The 16,551-nt window shown below is 73.1% G+C and carries 13 protein-coding genes; 6 read left to right on the forward strand and 7 right to left on the reverse strand.

All coding sequences use genetic code 11. The annotated features are described in order from the left end of the window. Positions 1-16: 16 nt before the first annotated feature. The 3 genes from BM430_RS07360 to BM430_RS07370 form a co-directional block, all read right to left on the reverse strand. Complete coding sequence (locus BM430_RS07360; protein ID WP_093566591.1) at positions 17-880, reverse strand: intradiol ring-cleavage dioxygenase; 864 nt, start codon at positions 878-880, stop codon at positions 17-19. A 62-nt stretch (positions 881-942) separates the two neighbouring features. Then, positions 943-2,028 (reverse strand): maleylacetate reductase, encoded by a 1,086-nt coding sequence (locus BM430_RS07365; RefSeq protein ID WP_093566592.1) that lies wholly within the window; start codon positions 2,026-2,028, stop codon positions 943-945. A gap of 2 nt (positions 2,029-2,030) precedes the next feature. Beyond that, positions 2,031-2,336, reverse strand: a complete 306-nt coding sequence (locus BM430_RS07370) for a Dabb family protein (RefSeq protein WP_093566593.1) — start codon at positions 2,334-2,336, stop codon at positions 2,031-2,033. A 118-nt stretch (positions 2,337-2,454) separates the two neighbouring features. Between BM430_RS07370 and BM430_RS07375 the strand changes: the two genes are divergently transcribed. Continuing rightward, positions 2,455-3,402: a LysR family transcriptional regulator gene (locus BM430_RS07375; protein WP_093566594.1), complete on the forward strand. Its 948-nt coding sequence runs from the start codon at positions 2,455-2,457 to the stop codon at positions 3,400-3,402. On the opposite strand, the gene BM430_RS07380 is transcribed toward BM430_RS07375, so the two are convergent. Then, positions 3,381-5,105, reverse strand: a complete 1,725-nt coding sequence (locus BM430_RS07380) for a redoxin family protein (protein ID WP_093566595.1) — start codon at positions 5,103-5,105, stop codon at positions 3,381-3,383. The genes BM430_RS07375 and BM430_RS07380 overlap by 22 nt on opposite strands. Before the next feature lie 204 nt (positions 5,106-5,309). Here BM430_RS07380 and BM430_RS07385 point away from each other — a divergent pair, with 204 nt between their 5' ends. The 4 genes from BM430_RS07385 to BM430_RS07400 all read left to right on the forward strand — a co-directional run bounded on the left by BM430_RS07385 (position 5,310) and on the right by BM430_RS07400 (position 9,108). Next, a complete protein-coding gene (locus tag BM430_RS07385; RefSeq protein ID WP_093566596.1) occupies positions 5,310-6,086 on the forward strand; it encodes a response regulator in 777 nt (258 codons plus the stop codon). Continuing rightward, positions 6,083-7,375, forward strand: coding sequence for a sensor histidine kinase (locus BM430_RS07390; protein WP_244539364.1), 1,293 nt, complete (start codon positions 6,083-6,085; stop codon positions 7,373-7,375). Before BM430_RS07385 ends, BM430_RS07390 begins: the two co-directional genes overlap by 4 nt. Before the next feature lie 193 nt (positions 7,376-7,568). Beyond that, complete coding sequence (locus tag BM430_RS07395) at positions 7,569-8,594, forward strand: alpha/beta fold hydrolase (protein ID WP_093566598.1); 1,026 nt, start codon at positions 7,569-7,571, stop codon at positions 8,592-8,594. 22 nt (positions 8,595-8,616) lie between these two features. Then, positions 8,617-9,108: a cytochrome P460 family protein gene (locus BM430_RS07400; RefSeq protein WP_093566599.1), complete on the forward strand. Its 492-nt coding sequence runs from the start codon at positions 8,617-8,619 to the stop codon at positions 9,106-9,108. Between the two features lie 160 nt (positions 9,109-9,268). On the opposite strand, the gene BM430_RS07405 is transcribed toward BM430_RS07400, so the two are convergent. The 3 genes from BM430_RS07405 to BM430_RS07415 form a co-directional block, all read right to left on the reverse strand. Further along, positions 9,269-12,247, reverse strand: coding sequence for an FAD-binding and (Fe-S)-binding domain-containing protein (locus BM430_RS07405; RefSeq protein ID WP_093566600.1), 2,979 nt, complete (start codon positions 12,245-12,247; stop codon positions 9,269-9,271). 62 nt (positions 12,248-12,309) lie between these two features. Then, a complete protein-coding gene (locus BM430_RS07410; protein ID WP_093566601.1) occupies positions 12,310-13,383 on the reverse strand; it encodes an alpha/beta fold hydrolase in 1,074 nt (357 codons plus the stop codon). Positions 13,384-13,486: 103 nt separating this feature from the next. Continuing rightward, positions 13,487-14,914 carry a GGDEF domain-containing protein gene (locus BM430_RS07415; RefSeq protein WP_177302966.1) on the reverse strand — a complete coding sequence of 476 codons (1,428 nt, stop codon included), beginning with the start codon at positions 14,912-14,914 and terminating at the stop codon, positions 13,487-13,489. A gap of 328 nt (positions 14,915-15,242) precedes the next feature. On the opposite strand from BM430_RS07415, the gene BM430_RS07420 reads away from it, so the two are divergent. Beyond that, on the forward strand, positions 15,243-16,526 hold the full coding sequence (locus tag BM430_RS07420; protein WP_093566603.1) for an NAD(P)/FAD-dependent oxidoreductase: 1,284 nt from the start codon (positions 15,243-15,245) through the stop codon (positions 16,524-16,526). Positions 16,527-16,551 lie beyond the last annotated feature (25 nt).

Raw genomic sequence — 16,551 nt, forward strand, 5'->3', positions numbered from 1 at the left:
CGTAAGGTCGAAGCGGTCAGGCGGCCTTCAGGCCAAAATCGTAGGACAGGTGCCGGAAGGGCCGCTCCATCGCCCGCCCGTCCGGCGCCGGCCCCGCCGGATGCTCGGCGAAGTCCGCGATCAGCGAGGTCTTGACCCCGAACACCGCGTCCGATTCGAGCCACGGGCTGTCGGAGGCGAAGACGTGGGTGATCAGCGTCTCGTGGCCGGGCGCCGCGATCATGAAGTGCACGTGCGCCGGGCGGTTCGGGTGGCGGCTGGTGGCGTTCAGCATCTCGCCGACCGGCCCGTCGGCGGGGATCGGGTACCAGGCCGGCATGACGGTCCAGAAGTGGAAGCGGCCTTGCGCGTCGGTGCGGAACCGCGCCCGGCCGGCGAGCCCGCCCAGCGCATCGAGCTGCTGCACGTCGTAAGACCCGTCGTCGTCGGCGTGCCAGACGTCGACGGTCGCGCCGGCGAGCGGCCGTCCGTCCGCGGAGGCGACCGAGCCGGTGACGAGGAGCGGCGTGCCCTCGAGCGGGCCGGCGATGTCGGCGCCGTTCGGCCGCTCGGGCGCCTCCTCGACGTAGAAGGGGCCGAGCACCGTGGTCTCGGTCGCGCCCTCGGGCATCCGGTGGTTGATGGCGTCGACCAGCATCGAGACGCCGAGCGTGTCGGAGAGCAGGATGAATTCCTGCCGGTGCTGGTCGCAGGTCTGCCCGGTGCGGGTCAGGAAGGCGATGCCGGCCTGCCACTCCTCGAAGGTCAGGTCGACGTCGCGCACGAAGTCGTGCAGGTGGCGCACGAGGCTCGTCAGGACCGCCTTCAGGCGCGGATCCGGCGTCTCGGCGAAGCGGTCGACCACGGCCTGCGTGATGGTGTGCTCGTTGAAGTCGCGCATCGGCGCCTCTCCCGTCCTGGGCGTTTCCCGCTCGGGCGCTGTCCCGCGCCCGCCCATAGATCTTACACGTCGGAATTCGGACGCCGCCCGTGGAAGGCATCGTCGAGCAGCCGCCGGATCGCCCCGCGCTCCAGCGCCCGCGGGTTCCAGTACGGGTTCGCCACGGCCGCCTCGGCCGCGCGGTCGAGCCCCGCCTCCGGCATGCCGATCGCCGCAAGCGAGGTCGGCGCGCCGAGCGAGGCGGCGAGGTCGTAGAGACCTTGGGCGGCGTCCGCCGCGCCGAGCGCGCGGGCGACCCGGGCCATGGCCTCGGGCGCGGCCGGGGCGTTGTAGGCCGCGGCGTGGGGCAGCACGACCGTGTGGGTCTCGGCGTGCGGCAGATCGAACGCGCCGCCGAGCACGTGGCAGAGCTTGTGGTGCAACGCCATGCCGACCGTGCCGAGGCAGGCCCCGGCGAGCCACGCGCCGTAGAGCGCGTCCGCCCGCGCCGCCCGGTCCTGCGGTGCCGTCGCGATGATCGGGAGCGCCCGGGCGAGGGCCCGGATCGCCTCCTCGGCCATCAGCGAGACGATCGGGTTGCGGTCCTGCGCGTAGAGCGCCTCGACCGCGTGCGCGACGGCGTTGAGGCCCGAAGTCGCCGAGAGGCCCGCGGGCAGGCCGAGGGTGAGGTCGACGTCGTAGACCACCACCTCCGGCAGGATTCTTTCCGATTTCTGCGTCGTCTTGGCCCGCTGGCCCGGCTCCGCCCCGTCGCGGGTCTCGCCGAGGATCGGCGTCATCTCCGAGCCGGCATAGGTCGTCGGCACCACGATCTGGTCGAGGTCGGTGCGCAGCGCGATCGCCTTGCCGAGCCCCGTCGTCGAGCCGCCCCCGACGGCGATCACGCAATCGGCGTCCAGCGCCCGCACCCGCGCCACCGCCGCCTCGGTCACGGCGACCGGCGTGTGCATCACCGCCTCGGCGATCACCCCGACGGCGCGCTCGCCGAGGAGGCCGGCGAGCGCCGTGGCCTGGCCCCGCTGGCCGGGCGTCGCGAGCACCACCGCGCGGGAGCGGCCGAGGGCCTCCATCTCGCGCGGCACGTCTGCCAGGGTGCCGTGGCCGAACACCACCCGGGTCGGCAGGCCGGGGAAGCGGAACGCGTCCATCGTCAGGCCCCCACCGCGTAGTCGACCTGGTGCCGGCCGATCCGCAGGCCATCCAGCTCCGCCCGCACCCGGCCGTGCTCGGGATGGTCGCGATAGGCGTCGAGGGCCGCCTGGCTGTCGAACTCGGTGTAGAGGACGACGTCGCAGGCGTAGTCGATCCGGCTCTCGTCGAGGCCGACCTCCAGGTGGAGGAGTCCTGGGATCCGGCCGCGCAGGCCCTCGAAGGCGGCGCGCACCCGCTCGGCATTGCCCGCCTTCTCGGCCGGCGAGGTCCCGGCCATCCGCCACATCACGATGTGCTTGATCATCCGGCTCGATCCCGATCCGCGCCCGATCCGCGGCAGCCCCGTTTCCCGATTGTTAAGTTTTCCGCTGTCGAGGCATAAGATGGTCTGCGCGTGAATCAGTTTTGCAGGATCCGGAAAAATGGACCGCCTCGGCCAGCTCGACCTGTTCGTGGCCGTCGCCGAGACCGGCAGCATCAGCGGGGCGGCGCAGGCCCGCGGGCTGTCGATCGCCGCGGCGAGCCGCACGCTCGCGGCCCTGGAGGAGCGCCTGGGCGTGCTGCTGGTGCGGCGCAGCACCCGCACCCTCTCGCTGACCGACGAGGGCGGCAAGCTCCTGGTGCGCGCCCGCAGCATCCTGGCGGAGGTGGCCGACAGCGAGGCCGAGCTGACCGGGGCGGCGCTCGATCCGAGCGGCCTCATCCGGGTCAGCGCCTCGCTCTCCTTCGCGCTGCTGCACATCGCGCCGCGGCTGCCGGCCTATCACGCCCTCTACCCGAACGTGCGCGTCCACGTCGAAGTCTCGAACCGCTACGTCGACCTGATCGATGCCGGGATCGACGTCGCGATCCGCACCCGCGAGTTCGAGCCCGACCGCGCCATCACGATCCGGCGCCTCGCCGAGACCCGCCGCATCCTCACGGCCGCCCCGTCCTACCTCGCCAAGGCCGGCACGCCGCTCCATCCGCGAGACCTCGCGGGCCACGCCCTGCTGCTCTACGTCTACGCCAACAACCCCAACGAGCTCGGCTTCACCCGCGGGGGCGAGACGGTGCGGGTGCCGGCCCACGGCCTGCTCGAATCGAACGACGGCCAGATCCTGCGCGCCGCGGCCCTGAACGGCCACGGCATCCTGGTCCAGCCGACCTACATCGTGCACGACGACGTCATGGCCGGGCGCCTCGTGCCGGTGCTCGACGATTGGGACCTGCCGCGGCTGCGGATCAACTTCGCCTACCCGACCCGCAAGCACCTCTCGGCCAAGGTCCGGTCCTTCATCGCCTTCGTGGCCGCCGAGTTCGAGGCCAACGACTTCTCCGGGCGTTGGACTGGGCCGACGTGGCCGCCTCAGCCGAAGGTGAAGGCGTAGACCCGGACGCCGGGACGGTGGAAGCGGATCGCGAAGCTGCGCTCGCGCACCGGGCCGGACTGGCGGACGAGCTGGTACAGCCGCGTCGTCGAGACGGTGCCGGCGCCGTCCGGTCCGGCATCGACGCCGTGATCCGCCCCGGGCGGCGCGCCGTCGAGGGTCACCTCGAAGCCGACGGGCCGCCCGTCCGGTCCGGGCCCGGCGACGAGGTGGAGGTCGCGGGCCCGGAAGCGGTAGGTCACGCTCCCGTCCGGCGCGGCGAGGCGGGTATATTCGGGTTCGACGGCCCAGGTGCCGAACAGCGACCACGCGTTCAGCCCCGGCCGGCCGGCGGTGTAGGTCCGCGGACCGGACGAGATTCCTTCCGGCGAGGCGAAGTTCTCGGTCTTGTCCGAGCCGAGATAGGTCTCGGCGGATCCGAGATGGGCGAGATCCGGCGCGGCCTCGATGCCGGCGGCGCGCGGCCGCGTCACGGGCTCGTCGGCGGCCCGCCGGCCCGCGGCCTCGGCCAGGAGGTCCCGGATGGCGGCCTCGGACCGGTCGTAGCCGCCCTCGCCGTATTGATGGTGGCGGATGCGGCCGTCCGCGTCGACCACGTACAGGGCCGGCCAGTAGGCGTTGCGCAGGCCGCGCCAGATCCGGAACCCGTTGTCGACCGCCACCGGATAGGGCAGCGCGAAGCGCCGGATCGCCGCGGCGACGGTGCCGACGTCGTGCTCGAAGGCGAATTCCGGCGCGTGGACGCCGATCACCGCGAGACCCTGCGCCCGGTACCGTTCGGCCCAGTCGCGCAGATAGGGGAGGGTGCGGATGCAGTTGATGCAGGACGAGGTCCAGACATGGACCAGCACCACCCGGCCCCGCAGGCCCTCGACCGTTTGCGGCGCGCCGTTGAGCCAGTCCGTGGCGTCCGACAGGCTCGGCAGTCGGCCCTCGACCGGCCACGCGCGGCGCGTGGGGCCCTCGGCCGGATCGGCCCGGGCGGGCTCGATCCGCAACGCCGCCAGGAGCGCGTCCTCCGCGGCGACCGTGCCCGCTCCGGGATAGCGCGCCAGCCACTCCGCATCGACCCCGAGGGCGATGGCGCCGAGCCCCGCCAGCAGGGCGGCCCCGGCGATCCGGCGCAGCCCCTCGCCGAGCCCGAGATGCGGCCGGAACCGGGCGGCGAGCGCAGTGCCGAGCCGCGCCGCGACGGCGAGCGTCGTGGCGGCGCCCGACGCGTAGGCGGCGAGCAGCGCCGTCGTCTGCCAGCCCGGCCCGTTCAGGGCCGCGCCGGTGAGGACGAGGCCGAGGATCGGCCCGGCGCAGGGCGTCCACAGGAGGCCCGTGGCGGCGCCGAGGCCGATCGAGCCCAAAGCGCCGTCCGGGACGGCTGCGCGCCGCGACAGGACCTCGCCGAGGCGCACGAGCGGCCGGTGCAGCCACGCCGCGGCGCGCCGCGACAGGAGCGAGATTGCGAAGAGCGCGAGCAGGCCGAAGGCCAGGACACGGCCGGCGGTACCGAACCGCGCCACGGCAGCGCCCCCGACGGCGGCGAGCCCCGCCGCCGCGACGAAGGCCGCGCCGAGGCCGACGAGGAACGGCAGCGTGCCGGCGCGGAACGGCCGGCCTCCCTGCGCGAGGACGAAGGGCAGCACCGGGACGATGCAGGGGCTGAGGATGGTCAGCACGCCCGCGAGATAGGCGGCGAGGGCGAGGGTCACGGGCGGCTCCGGCTTGGTTCGGAGCCTTCTCACCAGCCCCGCATGTCCCGCTCGTGTGCGGCGCACCGCATCCTTGTATCGGTCTGTAGCGGCTGCGGGGCCGCCGCCTCGGGGCGAGGCCCGGTCCGCTACAGGGTGTTACCGGAACCGGCTCGCCGGAGGGGCGCGACCCGGCTATTCCGGGGGAGGGCGTGGGAGGGGGCGGTGGAGCACATCGATCACGTGCTGGTCGTCGACGACGACCGCGACATCCGCGAGATGGTCTCGGGCTATCTCCGGAAGAACGGCCTGCGGGTGAGCCTCGCCGCCGACGGCCGGCAGATGCGCGCCTTCCTCGACGCAGACCGGGTCGACCTCGTCGTGCTCGACATCATGATGCCGGGCGACGACGGCCTCGTCCTGTGCCGGGAGCTGCGGGTGGGCCGGCACCGGACGACGCCGGTCCTGATGCTGACGGCGCGCAGCGACGAGACCGACCGGATCGTCGGCCTGGAGATGGGCGCGGACGACTACCTGGTGAAGCCGTTCTCGGCCCGCGAGCTGCTCGCCCGGATCAAGGCCGTCCTGCGCCGCACCCGGATGCTGCCGCCCAACCTCCAGGTGACCGAGGCCGGCCGGCTCGTCGCCTTCGGCGATTGGCGGCTCGACACCACCGCCCGCCACCTGATCGACGCGGCCGGGACGGTGGTGCCCTTGAGCGGCGCCGAGTACCGGCTGCTGCGCGTCCTGCTCGACCATCCCCAGCGCGTGCTCTCCCGCGACCAGCTCCTCAACCTGACCCAGGGCCGCGAGGCCGAGCTGTTCGACCGTTCGATCGACCTCCTCGTCAGCCGCCTGCGCCAGCGCCTGCGCGACGACGCCCGCGAGCCGGCCTACATCAAGACCGTGCGCAGCGAGGGCTACGTCCTGGCGATGCCGGTCGTCATCGCGCAGGCGCGTGACGAATGGCCGGGCGTCATCGCGCAGGGGCGCGAGGGATGAGGGCGTGCCTGCCCGGCAGCCTGCGCAGCCGGCTGTTCCTGATCCTGCTCACCGGGCTCCTGTGCGGGCAGGGGCTCGCCTTCGCGATCATGCTGCTGGAGCGGGACCAGTCGGCGCGGGCGGTGATGCTGACGACGCTCCAGCGCGACGTCGCCGTCGCGGTCGCCCTGCTCGACCGGCTTCCTCCACCTGAGCGGGCCGGGTGGCTGCCGCTCCTCGACCGGCCGACCTACCGCTACGCGCTCGGCCCCGGCGCGCCGGGCGACGCCGCCCTGACCGAGCGGGCGCGGATGATCGCGGACGAGATCCGCGCCGCCCTGGAGCCGCGCTTCTCCGTGCGCTTCGACGCGGTGCCGGGGCCGGTCGAGCAGCTGCAGGGGCACGTCGTGCTCGCCGACGGCGCGGCCCTGACCCTCGACGTTCAGCCGGCGCGGCGCGCGGTCGCGTCGTGGCTGCCGGTCGCGCTGGCGGTGCAGCTCCTCGTTCTGGCGGCCTGCGTCTGGCTCGCCGTCCGGCTGGCGGTGCGCCCGCTGACCCGGTTCGCCGAGGCCGCCGACCGGCTCGAGCCCGGCCGGCCGGCGATCCGCTTCGCGGAAGGCGGGCCGGACGAGGTCGCCCGCGCGGGAAAGGCCTTCAACGCGCTCCAGGCCCGCATCGGCCGCCACCTCGACGAGCGCGTGCGCATCCTGGCGGCGATCTCCCACGACCTCCAGACGCCGATCACCCGGATGCGTCTGCGGGTCGAGACCGGTGCCGAGGGACCCGACCAGGAACGGCTGCTCCGCGACCTCGCCGTGATCGAGGTGCTGGTGCGCGAGGGCATCGCCTATGCCCGCAGCGTGCACGGCGACGTCGAGCCCTCGGCCCGGCTGGACCTGCGCGCCTTCGTCGAGAGCCTCGTCTTCGACTACCAGGATGGCGGGCGGGACGTGACCGTCACCGCACTCGCCGACGTCACGGTGACCACCCGTCCGCAGGCCCTGCGGCGCATCCTCGCCAACCTGATCGACAACGCGTTGCGCTACGCCGGCGCGGCGGAGATCGCGGTTGCGGCGCGCGAGGGTGGAATCGCCATCGCGGTGCTCGATCGCGGTCCCGGCATTCCGGCGGACCAGCTCGCGGCGGTGCTCCTGCCCTTCGTGCGGCTGGAGGAATCGCGCAACCGCGACACCGGCGGCACCGGCCTCGGCCTCGCCATCGCCGAGCAGCTCGCCGCCGCGATCGGCGGCCGGCTCGTCTTGCGCAACCGCGACGGCGGCGGGCTCGACGCCACGGTCACCCTCGGCTGAGGCGGTGCCGGGGGCCCACCGCACCCGAGAGGCACGATCCACGCACCGTACATGCGCTTACAAAATCGACCTTCGCGCACACATCCGGCACAACAACCGGCGGCTTAGTGCCGGCATCGACGCGGCAACGACCGTCGCCCGGGATTCGTCGGGAGGACGACCGGTTCGTTCGCGTCCTGATCGGGGTCGTCACATGGATCACGCAGTCGAACCGGCCCGCCGCCGGCTCCTCGGACAACTCGGCGCGGCGCTCGCCGCCGGTACGGTCGCCGGGATCTTGCCGGCCGCGGCGCAGGGCGTCGCCTCCCCGGACTCCGCCGCGTCGTTCGGTCCGCTGAAGCGGGTCCGGGCCGGCGATCTCGACGTCGCCTATGCCGAGGCGGGCCCGGCGGAGGGCCGGCCGGTCCTGCTCCTGCACGGCTGGCCCTACGACATCCACTCCTACGCCGAGGTCGCGCCGGTGCTGGCGCGGGCGGGCTACCGGGTGCTGATCCCCTATCTCAGGGGCTACGGCGCGACCCGCTTCCTCTCGGAGGCGACGCCGCGCAACGGCCAGCAGGCGGCGCTCGCCCACGACGCGGTCGCCTTCCTCGACGCGCTCGGCATCGAGCGGACGCTCGTGGCGGGCTACGATTGGGGCGCGCGCACCGCCTGCATCCTCGCGGCCCTGTGGCCGGCGCGGTGCCGGGCCCTGGTCTCGGTGAGCGGCTACCTCATCGGCAGCCAGCAGGCGAACGCGATGCCGCTGCCGCCGAAGGCCGAGCTGCAATGGTGGTACCAGTTCTACTTCGCCACCGAGCGGGGGCGCGAGGGCTACGACCGCTACACCCGCGACTTCGCCCGCCTGATCTGGGAGCTCGCCTCGCCGCGATGGCGGTTCGACGACGCCACCTTCGCCCGCTCGGCCCCGGCCTTCGACAATCCCGACCACGTCGCGGTCTCGATCCACAATTACCGCTGGCGCCTCGGCCTGGCGCAGGGCGAGGCGCGGTTCGACGAGACCGAGCGCAAGCTCGCCGCCTTCCCGACCATCGCGGTCCCGACGATCACCCTGGAGGGCGACGCGAACGGCGCGCCCCATCCCGATCCCGCCGCCTACGCCAGGAAATTCACCGGGCGCTACGCGCACCGCACGCTCACCGGCGGCATCGGGCACAACCTGCCCCAGGAGGCGCCGCAGGCCTTCGCGCAGGCCGTGGTGGACGTCGATGGCGTCTGACCGGCCCTCCCGTCTCGTGGCGATGCCGCTCCTGGCCGCTCTGCTCCTGGCCGCCGCCTGCCTCGGCCTGGGCGCGGCGGCCGACGATGCGGCGAAGCCGGCCTCGCCGATCTACGGCGTCACCGTCCCGGACGGTTTTCGCGATTGGCGCCTGATCGCCCCGGCGCTCGAGGACGCCCCGCTCGACGAATTGCGGGCCGTCGTCGGCAACGACCTCGCGGCGAAGGCATTTCGCGATGGCACGCTGCCGTTCCCGGACGGCGCCGTCCTGGTGAAGCTCGCCTGGCATCGCACGCGCTCGCCCGACTTCGACACGGCGACGGTGCCGGGCGCCGCCACGACCGTGCAGGTCATGGTCAAGGACGAGCTGCGCTACCCCGCGACCGGAGGCTGGGGCTTCGGCCGCTTCATCGACGGCAAGCCGGTCGATGCAGGCCAGCACGAGACCTGCTTCGCCTGCCACGAAGCGCGGGTGAAGGAGCGCGACTTCGTCTTCACCCGCTATGCGCGGTGAGGTGTGACGGCGAGCGATCAAGACTTGTCGGAGCCTGTTTGATTGTCTCAGCAGTCATAACACCCTGCATGTCATTCCGGGGCCGCGGAGCGGAGCCCGGAATCCATAAACGCCGACGGTTCAGGACGAGACGGAACGCGATACGCTTCCGTCTCCGACGTCAGCGGTTATGGATCCCGGGTTCTCGACTTCGTCGAGCCCCGGGATCCCGTCTCGGCGCCGTTGCGTCGGACCGCACGGCTCCCGCGAGCACCCGGGCGACGTGAACGGCCTCGCGGCCGAGCCCGTCGCGGATCTGGTGGCGGCAGCTCGTCCCGTTGGCGACGACGAGGTCGGCGGGGCCGGCGGCGCGGAGCGCCGGGAACAGCGCGAGCTCGGCCATGGCGCGGGACACGTCCTGCGTGTCGGCCCGGTAGCCGAAGGCGCCGGCCATGCCGCAGCAGCCCGAGTCGATCACCCGCAGATCGAGTCCCGGCACGGCGCGCAAGACCGCCTCGACCGCGCCCATCGCCCCGAAGGCCTTCTGGTGGCAATGGCCGTGCAGGTGCGCGACCCGCCCGCCCTGATCCGCGAGGGGCAGGGCGACGCGGGCCTCCGCCAGGTCGGTGGCCAGGACCTCCTCGAACAGCAGGGCCGCCCCGGCGAGCGCCCGGGTGTCCCCGTCCGGCAGGAGCGCCGCGAACTCGTCGCGGAAGGTCAGGAGGCAGGCCGGTTCGAGCCCGACGATCCGGGCGCCTTCCCGCACGAAGGGCAGGAGCGCGTTACGGGTGCGGCGGGCCTCGGCCCGGGCGCGGTCGGTGTCGCCGGTCGCCAGGTAGGTGCGCCCGCAGCAGAGGGGCCGCGCGCCACCACACCCGACCCGGTGGAGCCGGTAGCCGGCCGCGCGCAGCACGCCTTCCGCCGCCTCCAGCGTCTCGCGCTCGAAGGCGCGGTTGAAGGTGTCGCCGAACAGGACGAGGTCGAGGCCGTCGCCCGCGACGTCGGCGGTGCGCGCGATCCGGCCCGTCTCGCGCCAGGGCCGGCGCCAGCGCGGCAAGGGGCGCGCGGCGGAGAGGCCGAGCACCCGCTCCGACAGGCGCGCGAGCGCCGGCACCCGGTCGCGCAGGTTGAGGAGGGGGGCGAGCGCGGCCGCCGCGCCCGCATAGGCCGGCAGGTGGGCGAGCACCCGCTCACCGAGCGAGCGCCCGTGCCGGGCATGGTAGTGGTGCAGCACCTCGATCTTCATCCGCGCCATGTCGACGCCGGTCGGGCATTCGCGGCGGCAGGCCTTGCAGGAGACGCAGAGATCGAGCGCGCGCTTGGTCTCCGGCGCGGTGAGCGCGTCCGGCCCGAGCTGGCCCGAGAGGGCGAGGCGCAGGGTGTTGGCGCGGCCCCGCGTCAGGTGCTCCTCGTCCCGGGTGACCCGGTAGGACGGGCACATCGCCCCGCCGGCGAGCTTCCGGCAGGTGCCGTTATTGTTGCACATCTCGACCGCCCCGCCGAGCCCGCCCCAGTCCGACCAGTCGAGGGCGGGAGGCGGCGCCGCGACCCGGTACGTCTCGGAGAAGCGCATGAGGCTGCGGTCGTCCATCCGCAGTGGCCGGACGATCTTGCCGGGATTGAGCCGGTTGTCCGGATCGAAGGCGTCCTTCACCGCCTCGAAGGCGCGGGCGAGGCGGGGGCCGAACAGCGGCTCGACGAATTCCGAGCGCGAGATGCCGTCGCCGTGCTCGCCCGAATACGAGCCCTTGAAGCGGCGCACCAGCTCCGACGTCTCCTCGGCGATCGCCCGCATCGTGGCGACGTCGCCGGCGCGCTTCAGGTCGAGGATCGGGCGCACGTGCAGGCAGCCGACGGAGGCGTGGGCGTACCAGGTGCCGGTGGTGCCGTGGCGGGCAAAGCACGCCGTGACCGCGTCGGTGTAGTCGGCGAGGTGCTCGAGCGGGACCGCGCAATCCTCGATGAACGACACCGGCTTCGCGTCGCCGCGCATCGACATCATGATGTTGAGGCAGGCCTCGCGCATCTCCCAGACCGTCCGCTGGCGGGCCGGCTCGCGCACCTCCACCACGGCATCGGGAAAGCCGTGATCGGCCATGCAGGCATCGAGGCGGCGCAAGCTCGCCGCCAGGGCCGCGGAATCCTCGCCCGCGAACTCGACGAGGAGCAGGCAGTCGGGACGGCCGCGCGTGATGTCGGCGAGTGTCGCGCGGAAGAGCGGGATGTCGGCGCCGAGGACCAGCACGTTGTTGTCGACGAGCTCGACCGCCGCGGGCCCGAGCGCCACGAGGGCTGGCACGGTCTCCATCGCCGCGCGGAAGGAGGGAAAGTGGCACACCCCCATCGCCCGGTGGGCGGGCAGCCGCGCGAGCTTCAAGGTCACGGCGGTGGTCGCCGCGAGCGTCCCCTCCGAGCCGACGAGGAGGTGGGCGAGGTTCGGGCGGTCCCCGAGCAGCGCGTCGAGGTTGTAGCCCCCGACCCGGCGCTGCACCCGCGGGAACATCCGGACGATCTCGTCGCGCTCAGATTCCGCCAGCGCCAGCATGCGGCGCGACAGGTCCTCGATTCCCGACACCGCCTGCTGGATGAGCCGGAACGGGGTCCCGTCGGCCATAAGCCCGTCGAGGCCGAGCACGTTGTCGACCATCTTGCCGTAGAGCAGCGAGCGGGCGCCGCAGGCATTGTTGCCGGCCATGCCGCCGATCGTGCAGCGGCTCGCCGTCGAGGGCTCGACCGGGAAGAACCAGCCGTCGGCCTTGAGCCGCGCGTTCAGGCGCTCCAGCACCATGCCGGGCTCGACCGTCACCGTGCCGGCCTCCGCATCGTAGGCGAGCACCCGGTCGAGGTGGCGGGCGCAATCGACCACGATCCCGTCGCCGATCGGCTGCCCGTTCTGCGAGGTGCCGCCGCCGCGCAGGATCACCGGCACGCCCTGGCTCGCGGCGACCGCGAGCACGGCCGCGACGTCGTCGGTGCTTCGCGGCAGGACCACGGCGCGGGGAACGATCTGGTAGATCGAGGCGTCCGCGGCGTAGCGGCCGCGGTCGAAGCGGCCGGTCAGCACCTCGCCCGAGACGGCGCCGCGCAGGGCCCGTTCCAGGGATCCCCCCGGGGTGGTGCTTCCACTGGCGGCGCCGACAGGGTCCAGGGTCCCGTGCATCGCGGCCTCCCGTCATGCGCCGGCGAATGCCGGCGACGCCTCCGTGCCGGTTCGCGGACGGCCTACATTGCCCGCTTCGGCGCGGCTTGCAGGAAGTCCTGGAGCTGCTGCTTGTAGAACTTGGCGAAGCCCGTGGTGCCGTGGCCGCTGGTCTCGGTGCTGGCCGGGATCAGGTACAGGCGCCCGTTCTTCAGGCGCTTCATCTCGCGCTCCATGATCCCCGTCTCGGGCGGGTTGCGCTCGTCGTCGCTTGAATTGATGGCGAGCACCGGCGCGTCGATCTTCTCGAGGCCCGGGGAGGGATTGTAGCCGCGCGACGAATCCCACTGGTAGATGTAGTCGTTGGCGTCGGCGTTGAACGGCGCCGCCAGGCGGGCGTCGACGAGCTTGTCGGCGAGCTCCCCGGTCGGCCCCTGCTTCTGCAGGGCCAGCGTGCCGCCGCTGGTGGCGAGCGCGAAGAACACGTTGGCGACCCGCAGGGCGGGCGGCTGGGTCGTGTACTCGCCGTTCGCGTAGGTCGGGTCGCGCCGGATCGTCTCGGTCAGGAGCCGGCGCAGCATCCAGTTGCGGCTGCCCATCTCGCTCGGCTGCGAGGCCATCGGCACCAGGGCGTCCATGAACCCGGGATGCTTCACGCCGAGGATCCAGGCATGCATGCCGCCCATCGAGTTGCCGATGATCAGCCGGACGTGCTTGAGGCCGAGATGCTCCGTGATCAGCCGGTACTGCGCCTCGGCCATGTCGTCGTAGTTGTAGCGCGGGAACCTCGCCTTCATCCCGTCGGACGGCTTGGAGGATCGGCCGTGGCCGATCGCGTCCGGCAGGATGATGTAGTGCCTGGCCGCGTCGAGCGGCTGGCCGGGACCGAACAGTTCACCGGCGAATCCGGGCGTCAGCATGCTGGCCGCCGAACCGGTGGTGCCGTGCAGGACGACCACCGGCTCGCCCTTCGGATCGCCGACCGTGGTGTAGTGCAGCCGCAGCTCCGGCAGCACGTCGCCGGTGTGGAACTTGAAGTCCTTGATCGTCCAGTCGCCCTCCCGCGGCGCCGGATAATCCGCGGCGAGCGCCGCGAGCGCGACCAAGGACAGGGCCGCGGCCGCGCTCGCGGTCCGCAGCACATTCAAGAGTCTCATCCGGCGTCCTCCGCAGCATTGATTTTATCGTTGGTGTCGGGGCGAGTATTGCGCCCCGGGCGCCAAGGGGCAACTGGCGCGGCCCCCGATCCCGCCCTGGTCGTCACGCCGAATCCAGCGCCGCCCGCCCGGCGCGCTTGGCGGCGTAGAGCGCCATGTCGGCCTCGTGCGCGCAGACCTCGACGCTCGTCCGCGGCCGGTGCTGGGCGACGCCGCAGGACATCGCGAGCGGCAGCACGGTGCCGTCGTCGAGCGTCAGGGGCTCGCGGCGAAGAGCCTCCTGCAGGCGCGCGGCGATCGCCTCCGCCCGGTCGAGGGCGAGGCCGGGGAGAAGGATCAGGAACTCGTCGCCGCCGACCCGGCCGATCGCGTCGTGCTCGCGCAGGCCGGCGCGCAGGACCGCGACCAGGTGGACCAGCGCCCGGTCCCCGGCGCCGTGGCCGTGCCGGTCGTTGACCTGCTTGAACAGGTCGAGGTCGAGGGCGATCAGGCTCACGGGCGCGCGGGCCGGGTCCTGCATCGCCGCCGCGGCCGCCTCGCGGAACGCCGCGCGGTTGAGCGCCCCCGTCAGCGGGTCCGTGGCGGCGAGCCGCGCGAGCACCGCCTCGCGCTCACGCAGGGCCTCGGCGCTCCGCGACAGCGAGGCGAAGCGCGCCCCCCGCACGGCCAGCGCCGCCGCGACGGGCAGGCCGGTCAGCAGCAGGATCGCCAGGAACACCTGGAACAGGACGGCCTGCTCCCGCGGGTCCGGCGCGATCGCGGCGACCGGGCCCCGGCCGTTCATGGTCGCGACGGCGCCGATCCCCGCGACGATCAGCACCGACAGGGTCGTGCCGAGGCGCCCGAGCCGGAATGTCACCAGCATCACCGGGCCGTACAGCACGAACAGCATCGGCCGCACGGCGACGAAGAACACCCCGTAGGCGACCGCCGCGGTCAGCGCCTGCAATCCGGCCGCCTCCGCGCGCTGCCGCCAGTCCTTGGCGGCGAAGCAGCGGCGATACTCGCCGCGCAGGAGCGCGGAGAAGACCGGCGTGAGGATCAGGAGGCCGAGGCCGTCGGCGAGGAGCCAGGTGATGAACGCACCCCGAAAATCCTGCCCGAACAGCAGCCAGGCGATGGCGCCGCCCCCGGCCCCGCTGAGCGCCGGGGCGACGCCGCCGCAGACCAGGATGAACCGCCCGACGTCAGCGGGCGTGCCCAGGAGCCCGTCCTCCGCCAGGGCGGGCCGGAGCAGGCGGGCGGCGACGCCGATCTCGACGAGGTTGCACAGGGCGTAGACCGCATGGCCGAGGCTCGGGCCCCGCATCGCCGTGTTGGCGGCGAGGTTGGCCAGGAACCCGGCGACGAACACTCCCGTCCCCGCCCCGATGCCCGTCCCTTGGCGACGGCCGAGCAGGGCGGCGAGGAGCACGGCGTTGGCCGGCCACACGGCCGCGATGTCGCGGCCGTCGCTCGTCAGGTGGATCGTGCCGGCCGCGAGCACGAAGGAGAGGAGGCCGACGAGGTACGCTTCCAGTCTGGCTGTCACGGAAGGTCTCATGAAGAACGACGTCGCGTTGCGGACTTATCGTTCCTCACATGAGGCGGCGGGTCCGTTGATGACAAGTTAATCGTGCGAATGACTAGTCAAAATGCAGACGAGCGTATGTCTTTCGTGTAGGTTATCTTGCGTTATGTGGATTGTATGCGCAACTCGAGATTGCGGGAGAGAGCCTATACGAGTGAACGAGGCGGCTCGCCGAGGTGTCGAAGGGGTTTGGCCAACCCCGAGCCTCCGCGCCTGAGATCGGCTATGCCTGTCCCGCCGGACGCCCCGCAGCGATCCCCGAATCATCCCGTCCCGAGAGTGGCGAACCATGAACGACGATCCGCGCAGCCACGGCCTCTGGGAGCGCTCTGCCCCCCCGGCCCCGCCGACGACGCCCCTCGCGGAGCGGAAGGCGGTCGACGTGGCGATCGTCGGCGCCGGCTTCACCGGCCTGTCCGCCGCGCTCCACCTCGCGCAGGGCGGCGCCCGCGTCGCCGTCCTCGAAGGGGTCGAGATCGGGTTCGGCGGCTCGGGCCGGAATGTCGGCCTCGTCAATGCCGGGATGTGGGTCATGCCCGACGACCTGCCGGGCGAGCTCGGGCCGCTCTACGGCGCGCGCCTCCTCGACCTCCTCGGCGGAGCGCCGGCGGACGTCTTCGCGCTCGTCGAGCGGCACGGGATCGCCTGCGAGCCCGAGCGGCAGGGCACTTTGCACTGCGCCGTCGGCCCGGCGGGCCTCGCCGAGGTCAAGGAGCGCGCCCGCCAGTGGCAGGCGCGGGGCGCGCCCGTCCGGCTCCTCGACGCGGAGGAGATCGCCCGGATGGTCGGCACCCGGGCCTATGCGGGCGCGCTCCTCGACGCCCGGGCCGGCACGATCCAGCCGCTCGCCTATGCCCGCGGCCTCGCGGGTGCCGCGATCGCGGCCGGGGCCCGGATCCATACGGCAAGCCCGGTCGTCACCGCGACCGACGACGGCACGTGCTGGCGGCTCGACACGCCGCAGGGGAGCGTCGCGGCCGCCAACGTCATCGTGGCGACCAACGCCTATACCAGCGCGGTCTGGCCCGAGATCCGGGCGGAACTCGTCCACCTGCCGTACTTCAACATGGCGACCGCGCCCTTGAGCGACAACCTGCGCCGCTCGATCCTGCCCGAGCGCCAGGGCGTCTGGGACACGAAGGGCGTGCTCAGCTCGTTCCGGTTCGACCGCCAGGGCCGGCTCGTCTTCGGCAGCGTCGGGGCCCTGCGCGGTCCGGGCCTGGCGATCCACCGCGGCTGGGGCCGGCGGGCGCTCGCCCGGCTGTTTCCGCAACTCGCGGGCGTGCCGTTCGAGACCGAGTGGTACGGCCAGATCGGCATGACCGCCAACAACCTGCCGCGCTTCCACCGCCTGGGGCGCAACGTGATCGCGTTCAGCGGCTATAACGGCCGCGGCATCGCGCCCGGCACGGTCTTCGGCCGCTGCCTCGCCCGTCTCGTGCAGGGCGAGATCGGCGAGGACGACCTGCCGCTTCCCGTGACCGATCCGGTGGCGGCGCCGCGGCGGCGGCTGAAGGAGGCCGCCTACGAGGTGGGCGCCCAGCTCGCGCACCTGACTGAGGCGCGGTTCTGAGACGCCGTTCGGCGTGCGGGATCGG

The organism is Methylobacterium sp. 174MFSha1.1 (assembly GCF_900116815.1).
Classification (GTDB): domain Bacteria; phylum Pseudomonadota; class Alphaproteobacteria; order Rhizobiales; family Beijerinckiaceae; genus Methylobacterium.